The sequence below is a fragment of the Amycolatopsis viridis genome (assembly GCF_011758765.1).
In the GTDB taxonomy this organism is placed as follows: Bacteria; Actinomycetota; Actinomycetes; order Mycobacteriales; family Pseudonocardiaceae; genus Amycolatopsis_E; species Amycolatopsis_E viridis.
The window spans coordinates 4,198,635-4,211,872 of the sequence record NZ_JAANOU010000001.1 but is presented as its reverse complement, the minus strand read 5'-3'; the positions used below and the strand labels follow the sequence as shown (position 1 = coordinate 4,211,872).

Genomic DNA, 13,238 nt, shown 5'->3' with positions numbered 1-13,238 from the left:
GGCGGGCTCACCCCATCGGCTGAAAGAAGTGCGCGAGTCCGCCGGACGGCGCACCCTTTCGAGCATGGTGTTGGGAAAGGCCGTGGCCCTCGCGGCTGTCCTGATCACGGCCACCGCCCCGGTGACCGGGGCCGAACCCGCCCACGGGGACCGGGCCTTCACCACCCGCGGCACCTTCACCGCGCCCGAGGGCGTTACCTCGGTGTTCATCGCCCTGTGGGGCGCGGGCGGCGGGGGCGGGGTGACGGTCCCGCCGGCCGCCGCACCCAAACCCCCGGAAACCCCGGCGCAACAGCCGCCCAACGCGCCCGGCACCACCGGTGGTGGCGGGGGCGCCGCCTGGTGCTCGGTCGCGGTCACGCCGGCCACCGAGTACGTCGTCACCGTCGGCACGGGTGGCGCCGCCGGGGCACCGGGCGGTGACTCGAGCCTGGGCGTCACCGGCAGCCCGCCACTCGTGGTGGCCCACGGCGGGCAAGCCGGAACGTCCGGGGCGTCCGGGCACGGTGGCACCGCGGACTGCGGGACCTCGCCCGGACTGGTGTCCGCCGGCAGCGACGGCACGGCCGATCAGCCCGGGACAGCGGGAGTGATCCCGAGCGAGCCGCCCGGCGGGATCGGTTCCGGCGGCACAGCCGGCGCACCCGGCGCACCCGGGTACGTCTACCTCTGGTGGTGACGCGCCAGCAGCGAATGCCGTCGCCCGTAAGCGAAGTACACCACCATCCCGATCACGAACCAGATCACGAACCGCAGCCACGTCTCCGGCTTGAGGAACGTGATCAGCCACAGCGAGAACGCGACCCCGATCGCGGGCACCACCGGCACCCCGGGGCAGCGGAACGTGCGCGGCAGGTCCGGCCGGCGGTACCGCAGCACCACGACGGCGACGCACACCACCACGAAGGCCAGCAGGATCCCGATGTTGGTCAGCTCGGCGGCCTCGCCGATCGGCAGCAACCCGGCGATCACCGCCGCCGCCACGCCCAGGATCCACGTCATCCGGCTGGGCACCTTCCGCACCGGGTGCGTGCCGGAGAACCACTTGGGCAGCAGGCCGTCGCGGCTCATCGCGTACCCGACGCGCGTCGCGCCGAGCAGGAAGGTGAACAACACCGTCAGGATGCCGATGATGGCGCCGACCGCGATGACCGCGCCGAGCCAGCGCATCCCGACGGAGGCGAAGGCGCTGGAGAAAGCCGCTTCCGGGTTGATGTCGGTGAAGGGCACCATGCCGGTCAGCACGAGGCAGGCGAGCACGTACAGCACCATGGAGATCCCGAGCGAGTACAGGATCGCCTTCGGCATGTGTTTCTGCGAATCGGTCGACTCCTCGGCGGCGGTGGACATCGCGTCGTAGCCGAACACCGCGAAGAACACCGTCGCCGCGCCGGTGAACGCCCCGCTGATCCCGAACGGGAAGAAGTTCGACCAGTTGCCGGTCTTGACGTGGAACGCGCCGACCACGATCACCAGGACCACGAGCGCGACCTTGAGGTACACCAGCAGCGTCTCGAACCGCGCGGCCGACCGCATGCCCTGGTTGAGGATGAACGCGATCAGCAGGCACAGCAGTGCGGCGAACAGGTTCACCTTGTACGAACCCGAGGCCACGCCCGCCGGTTCGGTGCCCGGCGCGCCGGACATCCACAGCGGCAGGTGGATGTGCAGGAAACCCAGCAGATCGTTGAAGTAGCCCGAGATGCCGATCGCCACCACGGCGACGATCGCGGTGTACTCCAGCAGCAGGTCCCAGCCGATGAACCAGCCGACCAGCTCGCCGAGCACCGCGTATCCGTAGGTGTAGGCGGAGCCGGCCCGCGGGATCAGGCCGGCGAACTCGGCGTAGGAGAAGGCGGCGGCGGCACTGGCGACGCCGGCCACGAGGAAGGAGATGAGCACCGCGGGTCCCGCGGTCTCGTTCGCCACCGCGCCGGCGAGCGAGAAGATGCCCGCCCCGATGATCCCGCCCACGCCGATCGCGGTCAGCTGCCACAGGCCCAGGGTTCGCTGGAGCCCGCCGCCGTCCTCGGCCTCGATCTGCTCGACGGGTTTGCGCCGGAACAGCTCGCGTACGGCCACTGATTGTCCCCAATCACTCGTCCGGGTAAAGACCGGACTACGTTACTAGGGACGGTGGCGCTCCGGGACCGTTTGACGGTCCCGGAGCTCGCCCGGTCAGCCGAACTGGCCCGGCTGGTAGTCCCCGGCCGGGTTACGGGTGATCACGTTCAGGCGGTTCCACGTGTTGATGAGCGCGATGGCGCCCACCAGGGCGGCGAGCTGGTCCTCGTCGTAGTGCTTGGCCGCGTTGGCCCAGACCTCGTCGCTGACCCCGCCGGCCGCGTCGGCGATCCGGGTGCCCTCCTCGGTCAGCTCCAGGGCCGCGCGCTCGGCCTCGGTGAACACGGTCGCCTCGCGCCACGCCGCGACCAGGTTGAGCCGCAGCGGGTCCTCGCCGGCCGCCAGCGCGTCCTTGAAGTGCATGTCCGTGCAGTAGCCGCAGCCGTTGATCTGGCTGGCGCGCAACGTCACCAGCGCCTGTGTGGTCATCGGCAGCGTCGAGTTCTCGAGCACCTTCCCGGCCGACAGGATGTACTTCACGAACTTTGCCGCGGTCGGGCTGGCGAAGAGGTTCAGACGAGCGTCCACGATGAACTCCTGTTCCGTTGGGGTTACACCTCCCTGACGGAACAGCGCGGCCGGATGTGACGGGATCAGCCGGCCGCTTTCTGGGCGACGCCGGGTGCCCGCCGCCGCGGCTTCTTGTGCAGGGCACCGGCCCGGAAGTAGCTCAGCAGCTCGGCGATCGCGACCGGGTCGTCCAGCTGCGGGCAGTGGCCCCACTCCTCGCGCAGCATCAGCTGGCTGTGCGGCACCAGGGTGTGCAGGCGCTGACCGGCGGCCGCGGTCACCAGGCGGTCCTTGCCGCACGCGACGACCAGCAGCGGGACCTTGATCGACTCCAGCCCGTCGTAGGCGTCGGCGAGCTCGGCGACCAGCCGCCGCGCCTGGTCCAGGCGAGTGGTGGTCGACCGGAAGTCGGGGAACAGCCCGGTGAACCGGGAGACGTGCGCGATGTCGGCGGCCGAGCGGTCGGCGTAGAGCAGCCACGGCACCACGAGACCGGCGATGGTCCGCACGACGAACCCGGGCACCGGCAACGGCAGCGACGCGGCCAGCCGCAGCGGCAGCGGGTACTTCCCGACGGTCCGGACCAGCCAGGAGTCCACGAACCCGGGAGCGGCGATCGACACCACACCGGCGATCGGCAGCTGCTCGCGGCAGGCCGCGCGCAGGCTCATCGTGCCGCCGAGGGAGTTGCCGCCCAGCACGACCTTGCCGCGGTCGGCGTAGCAGCGGGTGACCTCGGCGACGAACGCGTCGAGCTGGGCGAGGATCGCGCCCGGTCGCAGGGGATCGGCCTCACCGAAGCCGGGCAGGTCGACCGCGACCGCGGGGATGCCGGCGGCGGCCAGTTCGGCCAGCGCCGGGCGCCAGGTGTCGGCGCTGTCGCAGTAGCCGTGCAGCAGGACGAGTCTTCCGGTGCCCCGCTTCGGCTTCGGACCGACCTCGAGCACCCTGGTGCGCACGCCGGCGAAACTCCGGTGGCCGGCCCAGATGTCCTCCGGGCCGGCGATCCGGGAGCCCGGCGCCGCCTCGATTTCCCGCTGCACTGCGGTCATGTACCCAGATTAGCGAGGAAATCTCGGGTTCGGCTCAGAAAAGGTTGATCACAAACTCGTGTCGGCGCGATGTCAACAAAGCGTCTGCGCAGCTCAGCGCGCTTCCGCGGTGAACACGATCTTGCCCGCGGTCGCACCTTCCTGCATCAGCCGGAAGCCCTCGGCGGCCTCCGACAGCGGCAGCTCCTTGCCGATCTGCGGCCGGATACCGGTGAGGTCGAGGTAACGCAGCATGTCCTCCAGCTCGTCGCGGGTGCCCATGGTGGAGCCCACCACGCGCAGCTGCAGGAAGAACACCCGCTGCAGGTCCGCGCTCGGGTCCGGACCGCTGGTCGAGCCGGAGACCACGAGCACACCGCCGGGCTTGAGCGACTTGAGCGAGTGCGCCCAGGTCGCCTTCCCGACGGTCTCGAACACGCCGTCCACCCGCTCCGGCAGCCGCGCGCCGGTCTCGAACGTCTGGTGCGCGCCCAGATGCTCGGCCAGCGCGCGCTTCTCCTCCGACCGGCCGGTCACCCAGACCCGCAGGCCCGCGGCGCGGCCGAGCTGGACCAGCGCGGTGGAGACGCCACCGGAGGCGCCCTGCACCAGCATCGTCTGCCCGGGGCGCAGCCCGGACTTGACGAACAGCATCCGGTACGCGGTCAGCCACGCGGTGCCCATCGTCGCGGCCTCGGCGAAGGACAGTCCAGCCGGCTTCGGCACCGCGTTGCGGGCCGGCACGACCACGTAGTCGGCGAACGTGCCCTGGTACTTCTCGGTGAGCAGGGTGCGCTTCGGGTCGAGGGTGTCGTCACCCTGCCAGCCCGGGGCGTTGATCACCGAGTGCAGCACGACCTCCGTGCCGTCCTCCAGCACACCGGCCCCGTCGCAGCCGAGGATCATCGGGAACTGGTCCGGCTTGATCCCGACCCCGCGCAGGGTCCAAATGTCGTGCATGTTCAGACTGGCGGCCTTGACGGCGACCTTCACCCAGCCGGATGGCACCTCCGGGTCCGGCCGCTCGCCGGCGGTGAGCGCGTCGAGCGGGTTTTCGGGGTTCGGTTCTCGGGCGTAGACGGCGAACATGCCTGCAACGTACCGCCCCGCGGCCGCTGGCGTACCCTGGTCAGGTGTTCGACGGCCTGGCCACCTGGTGGGACAACGCGGAACTGTGGCTCGCACAGCGATGGTTCCCGTTGCAGTTCCTGCTGGTCATCGTGGTGCTGGCGCCCCTGTGCGTCGGTGCGGCGTGGCTGATCGACCGGATCGTCGACCGGGTGGCCGCGTGGTTGCGACCGGGCCGCGGCGAGGACGTTTCGAGCCGGTCCTAAGGTGTCGCTGGTGTCAAGCAGGAGGCGGATCACCGTCGCGCTGGTCGGGCTCATCGTGCTCGTGTTCGGTGGGTGGATCGTGCGCGAGACCACCACGTCGACGGACCCGGCGCCCGGACTGACGGCGCTGTCCAGCCTGCCCCCGGAAGCTGCCCAGACCTGGCGCCTCATCCAGGCGGGCGGTCCGTTCCCGTACCGCAGCGACGGAACGGTGTTCGACAACCGGGAGAAGCGGCTCCCCGTCAAGGCGAGCGGTTACTACCACGAGTACACCGTCCCCACGCCCGGAAGCCCGGACCGCGGGGCCCGCCGGCTGATCACCGGATCGCCGGCGGAGCTGTACTACACCGGCGATCACTACGCTTCCTTCGTCCAGGTCGACCCGTCGAAGTAATGAGAACTCCCATGTCCCAGACGTCTTCGCAGAAGATCGTCGAGCAGGCCCGCGCACGCGGTGCCTACTCGCACCTCATCGGCAGCCGGCCCACCGACAAGATGTCCGCGCTCGACGCGATCGCGTCCGCCCTGTCCTTTCCGGACTGGTTCGGCCGCAACCTGGACGCGCTCTACGACTGCCTCACCGACCTGTCGTGGCTGCCCTACGGCGAACACGTGCTCGTGTGGGAGGGGTCGGACCTGCTGAAGCAGGCCGACCCGAAGGCGTACCTGGCGATCCGCAGCGTGCTCTCGGACGCCGAGCGGGCCCTCGCGCCGGGCGGCGACCGCGCCGACAGCCGCCGGCTCACGGTCGCCCTCACCGACGGCTAGTCCTGCGGGACCCAGTTCGGCTTGCGCTTCTCGGCGAACGCGCGGATGCCCTCCTGGCCCTCCTCACTCGCGAAGAACCGCGCGGACAGCTCGAGCATCTCCGGGAACCCGTCCGCCGGGGTGGCCGGGCGCGGGCTCGCCAGCAGTTCCTTCGTCGCGGCCAGCGCGGCCGGGCCGCCGAGCGCGAGGGACTTGACGTAGCGCTCGGTTTCGGCGTCCAGCCGGTCCGCGTCGACGGCCTTGGTGATCAGCCCGATCTCGGCGGCCCGCTCGGCGTCGAACACCTCGCCGGTGAGGAACAGCTCCTGAGCGGCGCGCGGGTGGACGCGCGGCAGCACGGTCAGCGAGATCACCGCCGGCACGACGCCGATGCGGACCTCGGAGAACGCGAAGGTGACCGCGGTGGTGGCGACCACGATGTCCGCGGCGGCGATCATGCCCACCCCACCGGCCCGCGCGACCCCCGACAGCTTCGCGACGACCGGTTTGGGGCTGGTCCAGATCTGCTCGAGGATCCGCGGAAACTCGTTGACGCCCTGGTCCCCGGCCCCGGCGCCGCGTGCCTCCTTCAGATCCATGCCGGCGCAGAACACCGTGCCGGTGTGGGTGAGCACGATCACGCGGACGGCGTCGTCGTCCTTGGCCTGGGCGAGCGCGCCGGACAACTCGCGGCGCAGCTGAGCGGACAGGGCGTTCCGGTTGTGCGGCGAGTCCAGGGTGATCGTCGCGACACCACTCCGCACCGAGTAATGCACCAGTTCATCAGTCACGGCCTCACCATAGTTGGGCCGGCCCGCCCCGGGTGGTGCGTGGTGAGCGGCTGCGCACCGGGATGAGTTGGTGACACTGGGTCAGGCTCGCGATACGGTGCAGGCCGGAGGGGGTGGACTGTGACCGAGGACAGTGGGACGGCCGCCGGTCGGATCGCGGCCGTGTTCGGCGGTGAGGACAACCTGAACACGATGAACGCGGACGCGAAGCGGATGCTCGCGGACGCGAAGGCGGGCCACTGGGCGGTGGACGAGGAGACGGGATCACACCTGCGGCGCGCGGTCACGCAGATGCAGGACCGCCTAAGGGAGGTCAACCTGCGGATAGGTCGGTTGCGGGAGGCGCCCAAGTTCGGCAATGACGAGTATGCCCGGAAGGCGGCCGCGCATTTCCTTGCCGCGATGGACTCGGATGATCAATCTCTGGTTCGAGTCTTCTACGCGGCCCAGGACATGCTCGCTAGCCTTCGTCAGGCCATCGAGATCGCCATCAGCAAGTACGACGCCTCAGAAGAGGCGGCGACGCAGGCTCTCAACACGTTCAAGAACCAGGATTCAAGGTGACCCTCATGGTTTGCCTCGCTCGCGTCACCACAGGCATTGCGTGTCTGGCCTTGGCCGCAACTGCGTGCACCAGCACGGTGGCTGGCACGGCATCACCGGCACCGGCCTCGGCCGGCACCGCGAACGCTGACGTGTTCGCCGGCCTCAATGCGTGTGTGGTTCTGGATCAGCTCGTCCAGGGCGAAGGGTTTAGTCCCGGGGAGAACAAGAGCCGACGCAACGAGTGCGGTGCCACGAAACCTGGAGTCTCGACCTACGGTCTCGCGCTGGATCCAGTGCAGGGGCTTCGCGAGTTCACCGAGACGAACGACAGTGTTGTGAGAACTTCTGTGAACGGGCGTGACGCATTGCAGGCACCGATCCGCTTGGGCGGGTGTGCGATCGTGGTCGAGGTGGGCGAGCACGCTCGCGCCATGGTCCAGGTGGCGCTCGCGACAGGTCCCCGCGACCCGCAGGCGTGCGTGGACGCGCATGCTCTTGCCGAGAAGCTCGAGCCACTGCTGCCGAAGCCGCAGTAAGTCGGTTGTCGGCGGTGTTCGCGTCTTTGTCCATAGGTATGAGGATCAGGATTTAGGTGACCATCAACAGCCGAGTTCGTCAGGCTGTCGCTGTCAATGCCATCGTGTTCGCCACGGCCGCTTGCACTGCCACAGTGGCGGGGACGCCATTGCCAGCGTCTGGTGCGAGTGCTACTCCGACCGCGAACTTGTTCGCGACCTTGAATGCTTGTCAGGTTTTGGACCGGCTCAACGCCGGTCAGGGTTACGCTCCAGGGGAGAACAAGACCAGGCGGAACGAATGCACGGCGACGAAACCGGGTGCCGCTACCGACAGTCTGGCCCTTGATCCTGTTCAGGGACTCAATGAGTTCGCGCAACGGAACGCGGCGGCTGTGCAGACCTCGATCAACGGACGTCCCGCCATGCAGGCTGACATGCCGCTGGGCGGCTGTGCGGTTGCGGTCGAGGTGGGTGAGCATGCGCGCGCCCTCGTGCTGATGACACTCGCCACCGGTCCGGACGATCCGCAGGCGTGCGTGGACGCCAAGGCGCTGGCGGAGCGGCTCGAGCCGCTGCTGCCGTAGGTGCAGGTAGGTGTCGGTTCTGCCGGGCAGTGGTTCCTGGGCGAAGCCGTCCATGAGCCTTGAACGACGATCCCGGCTCCGGGGGATCACAAGCTTCGTCAGGCAGTGTCGAGGCGAGGCTGGTGAGCGGGTCAGCTCGTGGTGACCATGTCGGCCGGCCCACCGCGGGTGGCGCGGTGATCGGCTGCGCACCGGGGCGAGTTGGTGACAGTGGGTCAGGGTCGCGATACGGTGCAGGCCGGAGGGGGTGGGCTGTGACCGAGGACAGTGGGACGGCCGCCGGTCGGATCGCGGCCGTGTTCGGTGGTGAGGACAACCTGAACACGATGAACGCGGACGCGAAGCGGATGCTGGCGGACGCGAAGGCGGGCCACTGGGCGGTGGACGAGGAGACGGGGATCACACCTGCTGCGCGCCGTGACGCAGATGCAGGAGCGAATGTCCGCTCTGAGTCAGAGGATCTATCTGCTCCAGCAGGTGCCGAAGTTCGGTACCGATGAATATGCAAAGAGAGCAGCGGTACATTTCCTCGTGGCTATGGACTCGGATGATCGCTCTCTCGTCCGCGTGTTCTATGCGACTCAGGAGATGCTCGCCAGCCTCAGACAGGCTATCAAGATCGCGATCAGCAAGTACGACGCCTCCGAAGAGGCTTCCACCCGAGCTCTCACCATCTTCAAGGACCAGGAATTTCGTTGAGAATCAAGTTGCGGATTGCGCCCATCATAAGTTGCGCGTGCCTGGTGTTGGCCGGTGCGGCCTGTACCACCACGGTGCCGGGCACGGCATCGCCGGCACCAACTTCAGGTGTGGTTGATTCCGATGTGTTCGCCGGTCTGAATGCGTGTCAGATACTCGATCAGCTTGTCGCGGGGCAAGGGTTCGATCCCGGGGAGAACAAGAGCCACCGCAACCAGTGCGGTGCGACCAAGCACGACTTCGGAACCCTCGGTGTGGCGCTGGATCCCATGCAGGGCCTGAGTGAGTTCGCCCAGGCGAACACGGCCGTGAGGAGCACCTCGGTCAACGGGCGCGACGCGCTGCGGGCCGACATCCCCACCGGTGGGTGCGCGATCGCAGTAGAGGTGGGTGAGCACGCTCGTGCGCTGGTACTGGCTACCCTGATTACCGGCCCCCGTGATCCGCAGGCGTGCTTAGACGCTCACGCCCTTGCCGAGAAGCTTGAGCCGCTGCTGCCCAAGGTGCAGTGATACAGCTAAGCAGTCAAGGGGGCCGGGAATTCAGGTGACCATCAACAGTAGAGTCCGCGAGGCTGTTGCTCTTACTGCCATCGTCTTCGCTGCGGCTGCGTGTACCGCCACGGTGGCGGGAACAGCCTCACCGGCGCCCGAAACGAGTTCGCAGCAGCGCCCTGATGTGTTCGCCGGTCTCAACGCGTGTCGAGTGCTGGATCAGCTCAACGCGGGGCAGGGGTACCAACCGGGGGAGAACAAGACCCGGCGCAACGAGTGCGATGCAACGAAGCCGGGTGTCAAGGGGAACGCACTGGCTTTGGATCCGGTGCAAGGGCTAGACGAGTTCGCGGCGAGGAACAAGGGTGTCGTGGACCTGACGATCAACGGACGTCGCGCCATGCAGGCCGACATCCCCACCGGCGGGTGCGCGATCGCGGTCGAAGTGGGTGAGCATGCGCGCGCCCTCGTGCTGATGACACTCGCCACCGGTCCGGACGATCCGCAGGCGTGCGTGGACGCCAAGGCGCTGGCGGAGCGGCTCGAGCCGCTGCTGCCGAAGGTTCGGTAGGCGTCAGTTCTGCCGGGGCAGCAGTTCCTCGGCGAAGCGGTCCAGGAATTCCGCGAACGACCCGCCCCGGTGGTAGATCACGAACTTCGTCAGGCCGGCTTCGACGTGGGCGTCGAGGAGACGGTGGAGCGCGGGCCAGCTCGTGGCGATCACGTCGGCCGGGTCGGTGTCCGGCCGGCGCTGCCGCGCCGCGGCGGCCAGCTCGGGTGGGATGCCGTCCTCGCTGAGCAACAGGCTCATCCCGTAGTGGTCCGGTTCGATCTCGCGGCCCGCCGCGGCCGCGGCGGCCTCGATCTCCGCGCGGCCCCGCCGTGCTTCGGCGGGGGAGAGGAAACTGCCCAGCCATCCGTCGGCGTACCGGCCGATCCGGCGGAACGCCGCGGGCGCGGTGCCGCCGAGCCAGATGTCCACGGGCCGGGACGGCAGCGGGCCGACGGAAATCCCCTCCAGCTTCCAGAACTCACCGGCGAAGTCCCCGCCACCGGACAGCACCGTGCGCAGCAACCGCAGCGATTCGTCGAACACGGCGGCGCGCGAACCGGCCGGAACGTCGAACAGGTCCCACTCGCCGCGTCGCGCCGGGCGCAGGCCGAACACCGGCAGCACCCGCTTCGGCGCCAGCGCCGCCAGCGCGGCGATCTGCTTGGCCACCAGCACCGGGTGGCGCCCGGGCAGGACCGCCACCGACGTGCCCGCCTTCAGCCGTGACGTCCGCGCAAGCGCATGCGCCATCCCGATGAACGGGTCGACCGCGTCGGAGTACACCTGCTCGGAGAACCACACCGAGTCCACCCCGGCGGCCTCCAGACGGTCCACGAGTCCCGGGAGCTCCGCGGGCGGCGTCTCCGCGCCCAGGCCCACCCCGATCCGGATCTTCACGCCTCCCACCGTACGGCTCAGGCCGACCGTCGCGCAGCGGCCAAGGCGGTGGTGTACCGCGCGAGCACCAGCTCTGCCACGCGCGGATCGTCCGCCAGCGGGCCGGCGAGCACGACGGACGGGTCGGCCGCCCGGGCCTGCTCCGCGATCCGGTCGGGCAGCAACCCGGGCGCGAGGAACCAGGACGCGACGGCGATCCGACGCGCACCGCGGGCGCGCAACTTCGCGATCGCCGCCGGGACGTCCGGCTTCGCGGCGCTGGCGAACGCCGCCACCGCGCGGAAACCGTGCCGCGACTGCCACCGGCGAGCCAGCGCGGCGACCGCCTCGTTCGCAGCCGGCCGGGACGATCCGACCGCCGCCAGCACCACACCCAGCCCCGGATCGGACACGTCCGCCACCGCGGCGAGCCGGTCGAACGCGACCCCCTCCAGGTCCGCGCCCAGCACGTCGGCGATCGTCACGCGCAGCTCGGGCACCTCGGCCACCAGCGCGGGCAGGTCGACCCGCGCGTGGAAGGCGCTGCCCAGCAGCAACGGCACCACCACGGCTTCCCGGTGCCCCGCACGCACGAGGTCCCGCAGCACGTCGGTCACCAGCGGCGCGGACAGGTCCAGGAACGACACCCGCACGTCGAGCCCGGGCGCCGCGATCCGGCGCACCAGCGCCCGCACGGTCGCCGCCGACCGTGGATCCCGGCTGCCGTGCGCGACGGCGACGAGCGGGATCACAACGACCCGTTCAGTCCGCGGGCCCGCAGCACGGACCGCTCCAGCGGCCGGAAGACCAGCAGCTCGATGCCGACACCGACGAGCAGGATCAGCACGATCGCCGCGATCACTGTCGACATGTCGTTGAGGAACCGGCCGTCGTCGAGGTAGGCGCCCAGGCCCTTGCCCAGCAGCGGGGACGTCGCGATGATCTCCGCCGCCATCAGCGACCGCCACGAGAACGCCCACCCCTGCTTCAGCCCGGCCAGGTAGCCCGGCAGGGCCGCGGGCAGCAGGATGTGCCGCGCCGACGCCAGCCGTCCCGCGCCGAGCACCTTGCCCACCCGCGGCAGGATCGGCGGGATCTGGTCGATGCCGGCCACCAGGCCGTTCGCGATCGAGGGCACGCTGCCCAGCAGCAGCACGACGTACATGGCGGCCGGCTCGACCCCGAACCACAGCACCGCGGCCGGAACCCACGCCACCGACGGCAGGCTCTGCAGGCCGGACAGGAACGGGCCGATTCCGGCGCGCACCAGCCGCACCTTCGCGACCAGCAGCCCGAGCGGGGTGGCGATCACGATCGCGATGAGGAACCCGAGCACCGCCCGGTGCACCGAGGTCCACACGAACCCGAACGCCCGTGCGCTGGTGAACTGCGACCACAACTCGTCCCACACCGCGAGCGGTGCGGGCAGCTGGTACTCCGGCCAGAACGCGGCGGCCCACAACGCCTGCCAGACCACGATCACCAGCACCAGGAACGCCACCGGCGGCAGCACCGACCGGGCGAACCGGCGCCAGCCACCCGCCTTCTCCACCGGACGGGCCGGCGTGTCCAGCGCGTCGAGGCCGGCTTCGACCGCCGCGGCGTCCGGTTCCGCGGCCGGACCCTCAAGCGGCGGCATGGCTGCTGATCACCTCACGCAGGCGCCGGTTGATCACGTCCACGGCGGTGACCTCGTCCTGCCCGGTCAGCCCGTCGACCCGCCACTGCTGCACGACCTTGCCCGGCCGCGACGACAGCAGCACGACCCGCTGACCCAGCCGGACCGCCTCGCGCACGTCGTGCGTCACGAACACCACCGCGGTGCCGGTCGCCTCCCAGATGCGCACCAGCTCGGCCTGCAGCACGTCCCGGGTGATGGCGTCGAGCGCGGAGAACGGTTCGTCCATCAGCAGCAGCGACGGGCGCTGCTCACCGTCGTCGGTGTGGGTGGCCGAGGCCAGCGCGCGCGCCAGCGCCACCCGCTGCCGCATGCCGCCGGACAGCTCGTGCGGGCGCTTGCCGCCGACGCCGGACAACCGCACCAGTTCCAGCAGCTCGCCGGTGCGGGTCCGGCGCTCGGCGCGACCCACCCCGGCCAGCTTCAGCGGCAGCTCGACGTTCGCCGCGGCGGTCAGCCACGGCATGAGCGCCGCCTCCTGGAACATGACCGCAGGCCGGGACGTGGTCAGCTCGATCTCACCGGCGGTCGGCCGGTCGAGGTTCGCGATCAGGTTCAGCAGGGTGGTCTTGCCGCAACCGGACGCGCCGAGCAGGCAGACGAACTCACCCGGCGCCACGTCGAGGTCGACGCCGGCGAGCGCGGTCACCGCGTCGCGTCCCTGCCCGAAGCTCTTGTGCACCCCGGACAGCCGCACGGCGTGCCCGGTGGCGGGTTCCACCGGCGGACGCCCCAGCGTGGCGGTCATGAGCA

General features: G+C 70.0%; 19 protein-coding genes. 10 read left to right on the top strand and 9 right to left on the bottom strand.

Annotation, left to right across the window (positions count from 1 at the left end):
- Nucleotides 1-64 precede the first annotated feature (64 nt).
- Nucleotides 65-679: a glycine-rich domain-containing protein gene (locus tag FHX46_RS20805; protein WP_167117661.1), complete on the top strand. Its 615-nt coding sequence runs from the start codon at nucleotides 65-67 to the stop codon at nucleotides 677-679.
- Here the strand turns inward: FHX46_RS20805 and FHX46_RS20800 are convergent.
- The 4 genes from FHX46_RS20800 to FHX46_RS20785 form a co-directional block, all read right to left on the bottom strand.
- Nucleotides 664-2,082 (bottom strand): amino acid permease, encoded by a 1,419-nt coding sequence (locus FHX46_RS20800; RefSeq protein WP_167117658.1) that lies wholly within the window; start codon nucleotides 2,080-2,082, stop codon nucleotides 664-666. The genes FHX46_RS20805 and FHX46_RS20800 overlap by 16 nt on opposite strands.
- Before the next feature lie 96 nt (nucleotides 2,083-2,178).
- Entirely contained in the window at nucleotides 2,179-2,652 is a 474-nt protein-coding gene (locus FHX46_RS20795) for a carboxymuconolactone decarboxylase family protein (RefSeq protein WP_167117655.1), read from the bottom strand.
- Nucleotides 2,653-2,717: 65 nt separating this feature from the next.
- The gene (locus FHX46_RS20790; protein ID WP_167117652.1) at nucleotides 2,718-3,686 is read right to left on the bottom strand and encodes an alpha/beta fold hydrolase; all 969 of its coding nucleotides are present in this window, start codon (nucleotides 3,684-3,686) and stop codon (nucleotides 2,718-2,720) included.
- 93 nt (nucleotides 3,687-3,779) lie between these two features.
- Nucleotides 3,780-4,754, bottom strand: a complete 975-nt coding sequence (locus tag FHX46_RS20785) for a quinone oxidoreductase family protein (protein ID WP_167117649.1) — start codon at nucleotides 4,752-4,754, stop codon at nucleotides 3,780-3,782.
- 44 nt (nucleotides 4,755-4,798) lie between these two features.
- Between FHX46_RS20785 and FHX46_RS20780 the strand changes: the two genes are divergently transcribed.
- From FHX46_RS20780 to FHX46_RS20770, 3 genes are read left to right on the top strand one after another with little or no spacing between them, the layout of a single operon-like run.
- Nucleotides 4,799-4,999: a hypothetical protein gene (locus FHX46_RS20780; RefSeq protein ID WP_167098009.1), complete on the top strand. Its 201-nt coding sequence runs from the start codon at nucleotides 4,799-4,801 to the stop codon at nucleotides 4,997-4,999.
- Nucleotides 5,000-5,009: 10 nt separating this feature from the next.
- Nucleotides 5,010-5,393 (top strand): ribonuclease domain-containing protein, encoded by a 384-nt coding sequence (locus tag FHX46_RS20775; RefSeq protein ID WP_313886207.1) that lies wholly within the window; start codon nucleotides 5,010-5,012, stop codon nucleotides 5,391-5,393.
- A gap of 11 nt (nucleotides 5,394-5,404) precedes the next feature.
- The gene (locus tag FHX46_RS20770) at nucleotides 5,405-5,767 is read left to right on the top strand and encodes a barstar family protein (RefSeq protein WP_167117646.1); all 363 of its coding nucleotides are present in this window, start codon (nucleotides 5,405-5,407) and stop codon (nucleotides 5,765-5,767) included.
- Here the strand turns inward: FHX46_RS20770 and FHX46_RS20765 are convergent.
- Entirely contained in the window at nucleotides 5,764-6,537 is a 774-nt protein-coding gene (locus tag FHX46_RS20765; protein ID WP_167117643.1) for an enoyl-CoA hydratase-related protein, read from the bottom strand. The two genes, FHX46_RS20770 and FHX46_RS20765, sit on opposite strands and share 4 nt — an antisense overlap.
- Before the next feature lie 120 nt (nucleotides 6,538-6,657).
- Between FHX46_RS20765 and FHX46_RS20760 the strand changes: the two genes are divergently transcribed.
- From FHX46_RS20760 to FHX46_RS20735, 6 genes are all read left to right on the top strand, one after another.
- A complete protein-coding gene (locus FHX46_RS20760) occupies nucleotides 6,658-7,101 on the top strand; it encodes a hypothetical protein (protein WP_167117640.1) in 444 nt (147 codons plus the stop codon).
- A gap of 5 nt (nucleotides 7,102-7,106) precedes the next feature.
- Complete coding sequence (locus tag FHX46_RS20755) at nucleotides 7,107-7,619, top strand: DUF3558 domain-containing protein (protein ID WP_208401527.1); 513 nt, start codon at nucleotides 7,107-7,109, stop codon at nucleotides 7,617-7,619.
- Between the two features lie 56 nt (nucleotides 7,620-7,675).
- Nucleotides 7,676-8,185 (top strand): DUF3558 domain-containing protein, encoded by a 510-nt coding sequence (locus tag FHX46_RS20750; protein ID WP_167117634.1) that lies wholly within the window; start codon nucleotides 7,676-7,678, stop codon nucleotides 8,183-8,185.
- Nucleotides 8,186-8,602: 417 nt separating this feature from the next.
- Nucleotides 8,603-8,884 carry a hypothetical protein gene (locus FHX46_RS20745; RefSeq protein WP_243871320.1) on the top strand — a complete coding sequence of 94 codons (282 nt, stop codon included), beginning with the start codon at nucleotides 8,603-8,605 and terminating at the stop codon, nucleotides 8,882-8,884.
- Complete coding sequence (locus tag FHX46_RS20740) at nucleotides 8,881-9,396, top strand: DUF3558 domain-containing protein (RefSeq protein ID WP_167117631.1); 516 nt, start codon at nucleotides 8,881-8,883, stop codon at nucleotides 9,394-9,396. The genes FHX46_RS20745 and FHX46_RS20740 overlap by 4 nt, the downstream gene beginning before the upstream one ends.
- Before the next feature lie 34 nt (nucleotides 9,397-9,430).
- The gene (locus FHX46_RS20735; protein WP_167117629.1) at nucleotides 9,431-9,949 is read left to right on the top strand and encodes a DUF3558 family protein; all 519 of its coding nucleotides are present in this window, start codon (nucleotides 9,431-9,433) and stop codon (nucleotides 9,947-9,949) included.
- A gap of 3 nt (nucleotides 9,950-9,952) precedes the next feature.
- On the opposite strand, the gene FHX46_RS20730 is transcribed toward FHX46_RS20735, so the two are convergent.
- Genes FHX46_RS20730 through FHX46_RS20715 form a run of 4 tightly spaced genes read right to left on the bottom strand, consistent with a single transcriptional unit; the run spans nucleotide 9,953 to nucleotide 13,233 of the window.
- Nucleotides 9,953-10,828, bottom strand: coding sequence for a TIGR03854 family LLM class F420-dependent oxidoreductase (locus FHX46_RS20730; protein WP_167117625.1), 876 nt, complete (start codon nucleotides 10,826-10,828; stop codon nucleotides 9,953-9,955).
- 17 nt (nucleotides 10,829-10,845) lie between these two features.
- A complete protein-coding gene (locus tag FHX46_RS20725; RefSeq protein WP_167117622.1) occupies nucleotides 10,846-11,559 on the bottom strand; it encodes a sirohydrochlorin chelatase in 714 nt (237 codons plus the stop codon).
- The gene (locus FHX46_RS20720; protein WP_167117619.1) at nucleotides 11,556-12,446 is read right to left on the bottom strand and encodes an ABC transporter permease; all 891 of its coding nucleotides are present in this window, start codon (nucleotides 12,444-12,446) and stop codon (nucleotides 11,556-11,558) included. Before FHX46_RS20720 ends, FHX46_RS20725 begins: the two co-directional genes overlap by 4 nt.
- Entirely contained in the window at nucleotides 12,433-13,233 is an 801-nt protein-coding gene (locus FHX46_RS20715) for an ABC transporter ATP-binding protein (RefSeq protein ID WP_167117616.1), read from the bottom strand. The genes FHX46_RS20720 and FHX46_RS20715 overlap by 14 nt, the downstream gene beginning before the upstream one ends.
- Nucleotides 13,234-13,238: the final 5 nt, after the last annotated feature.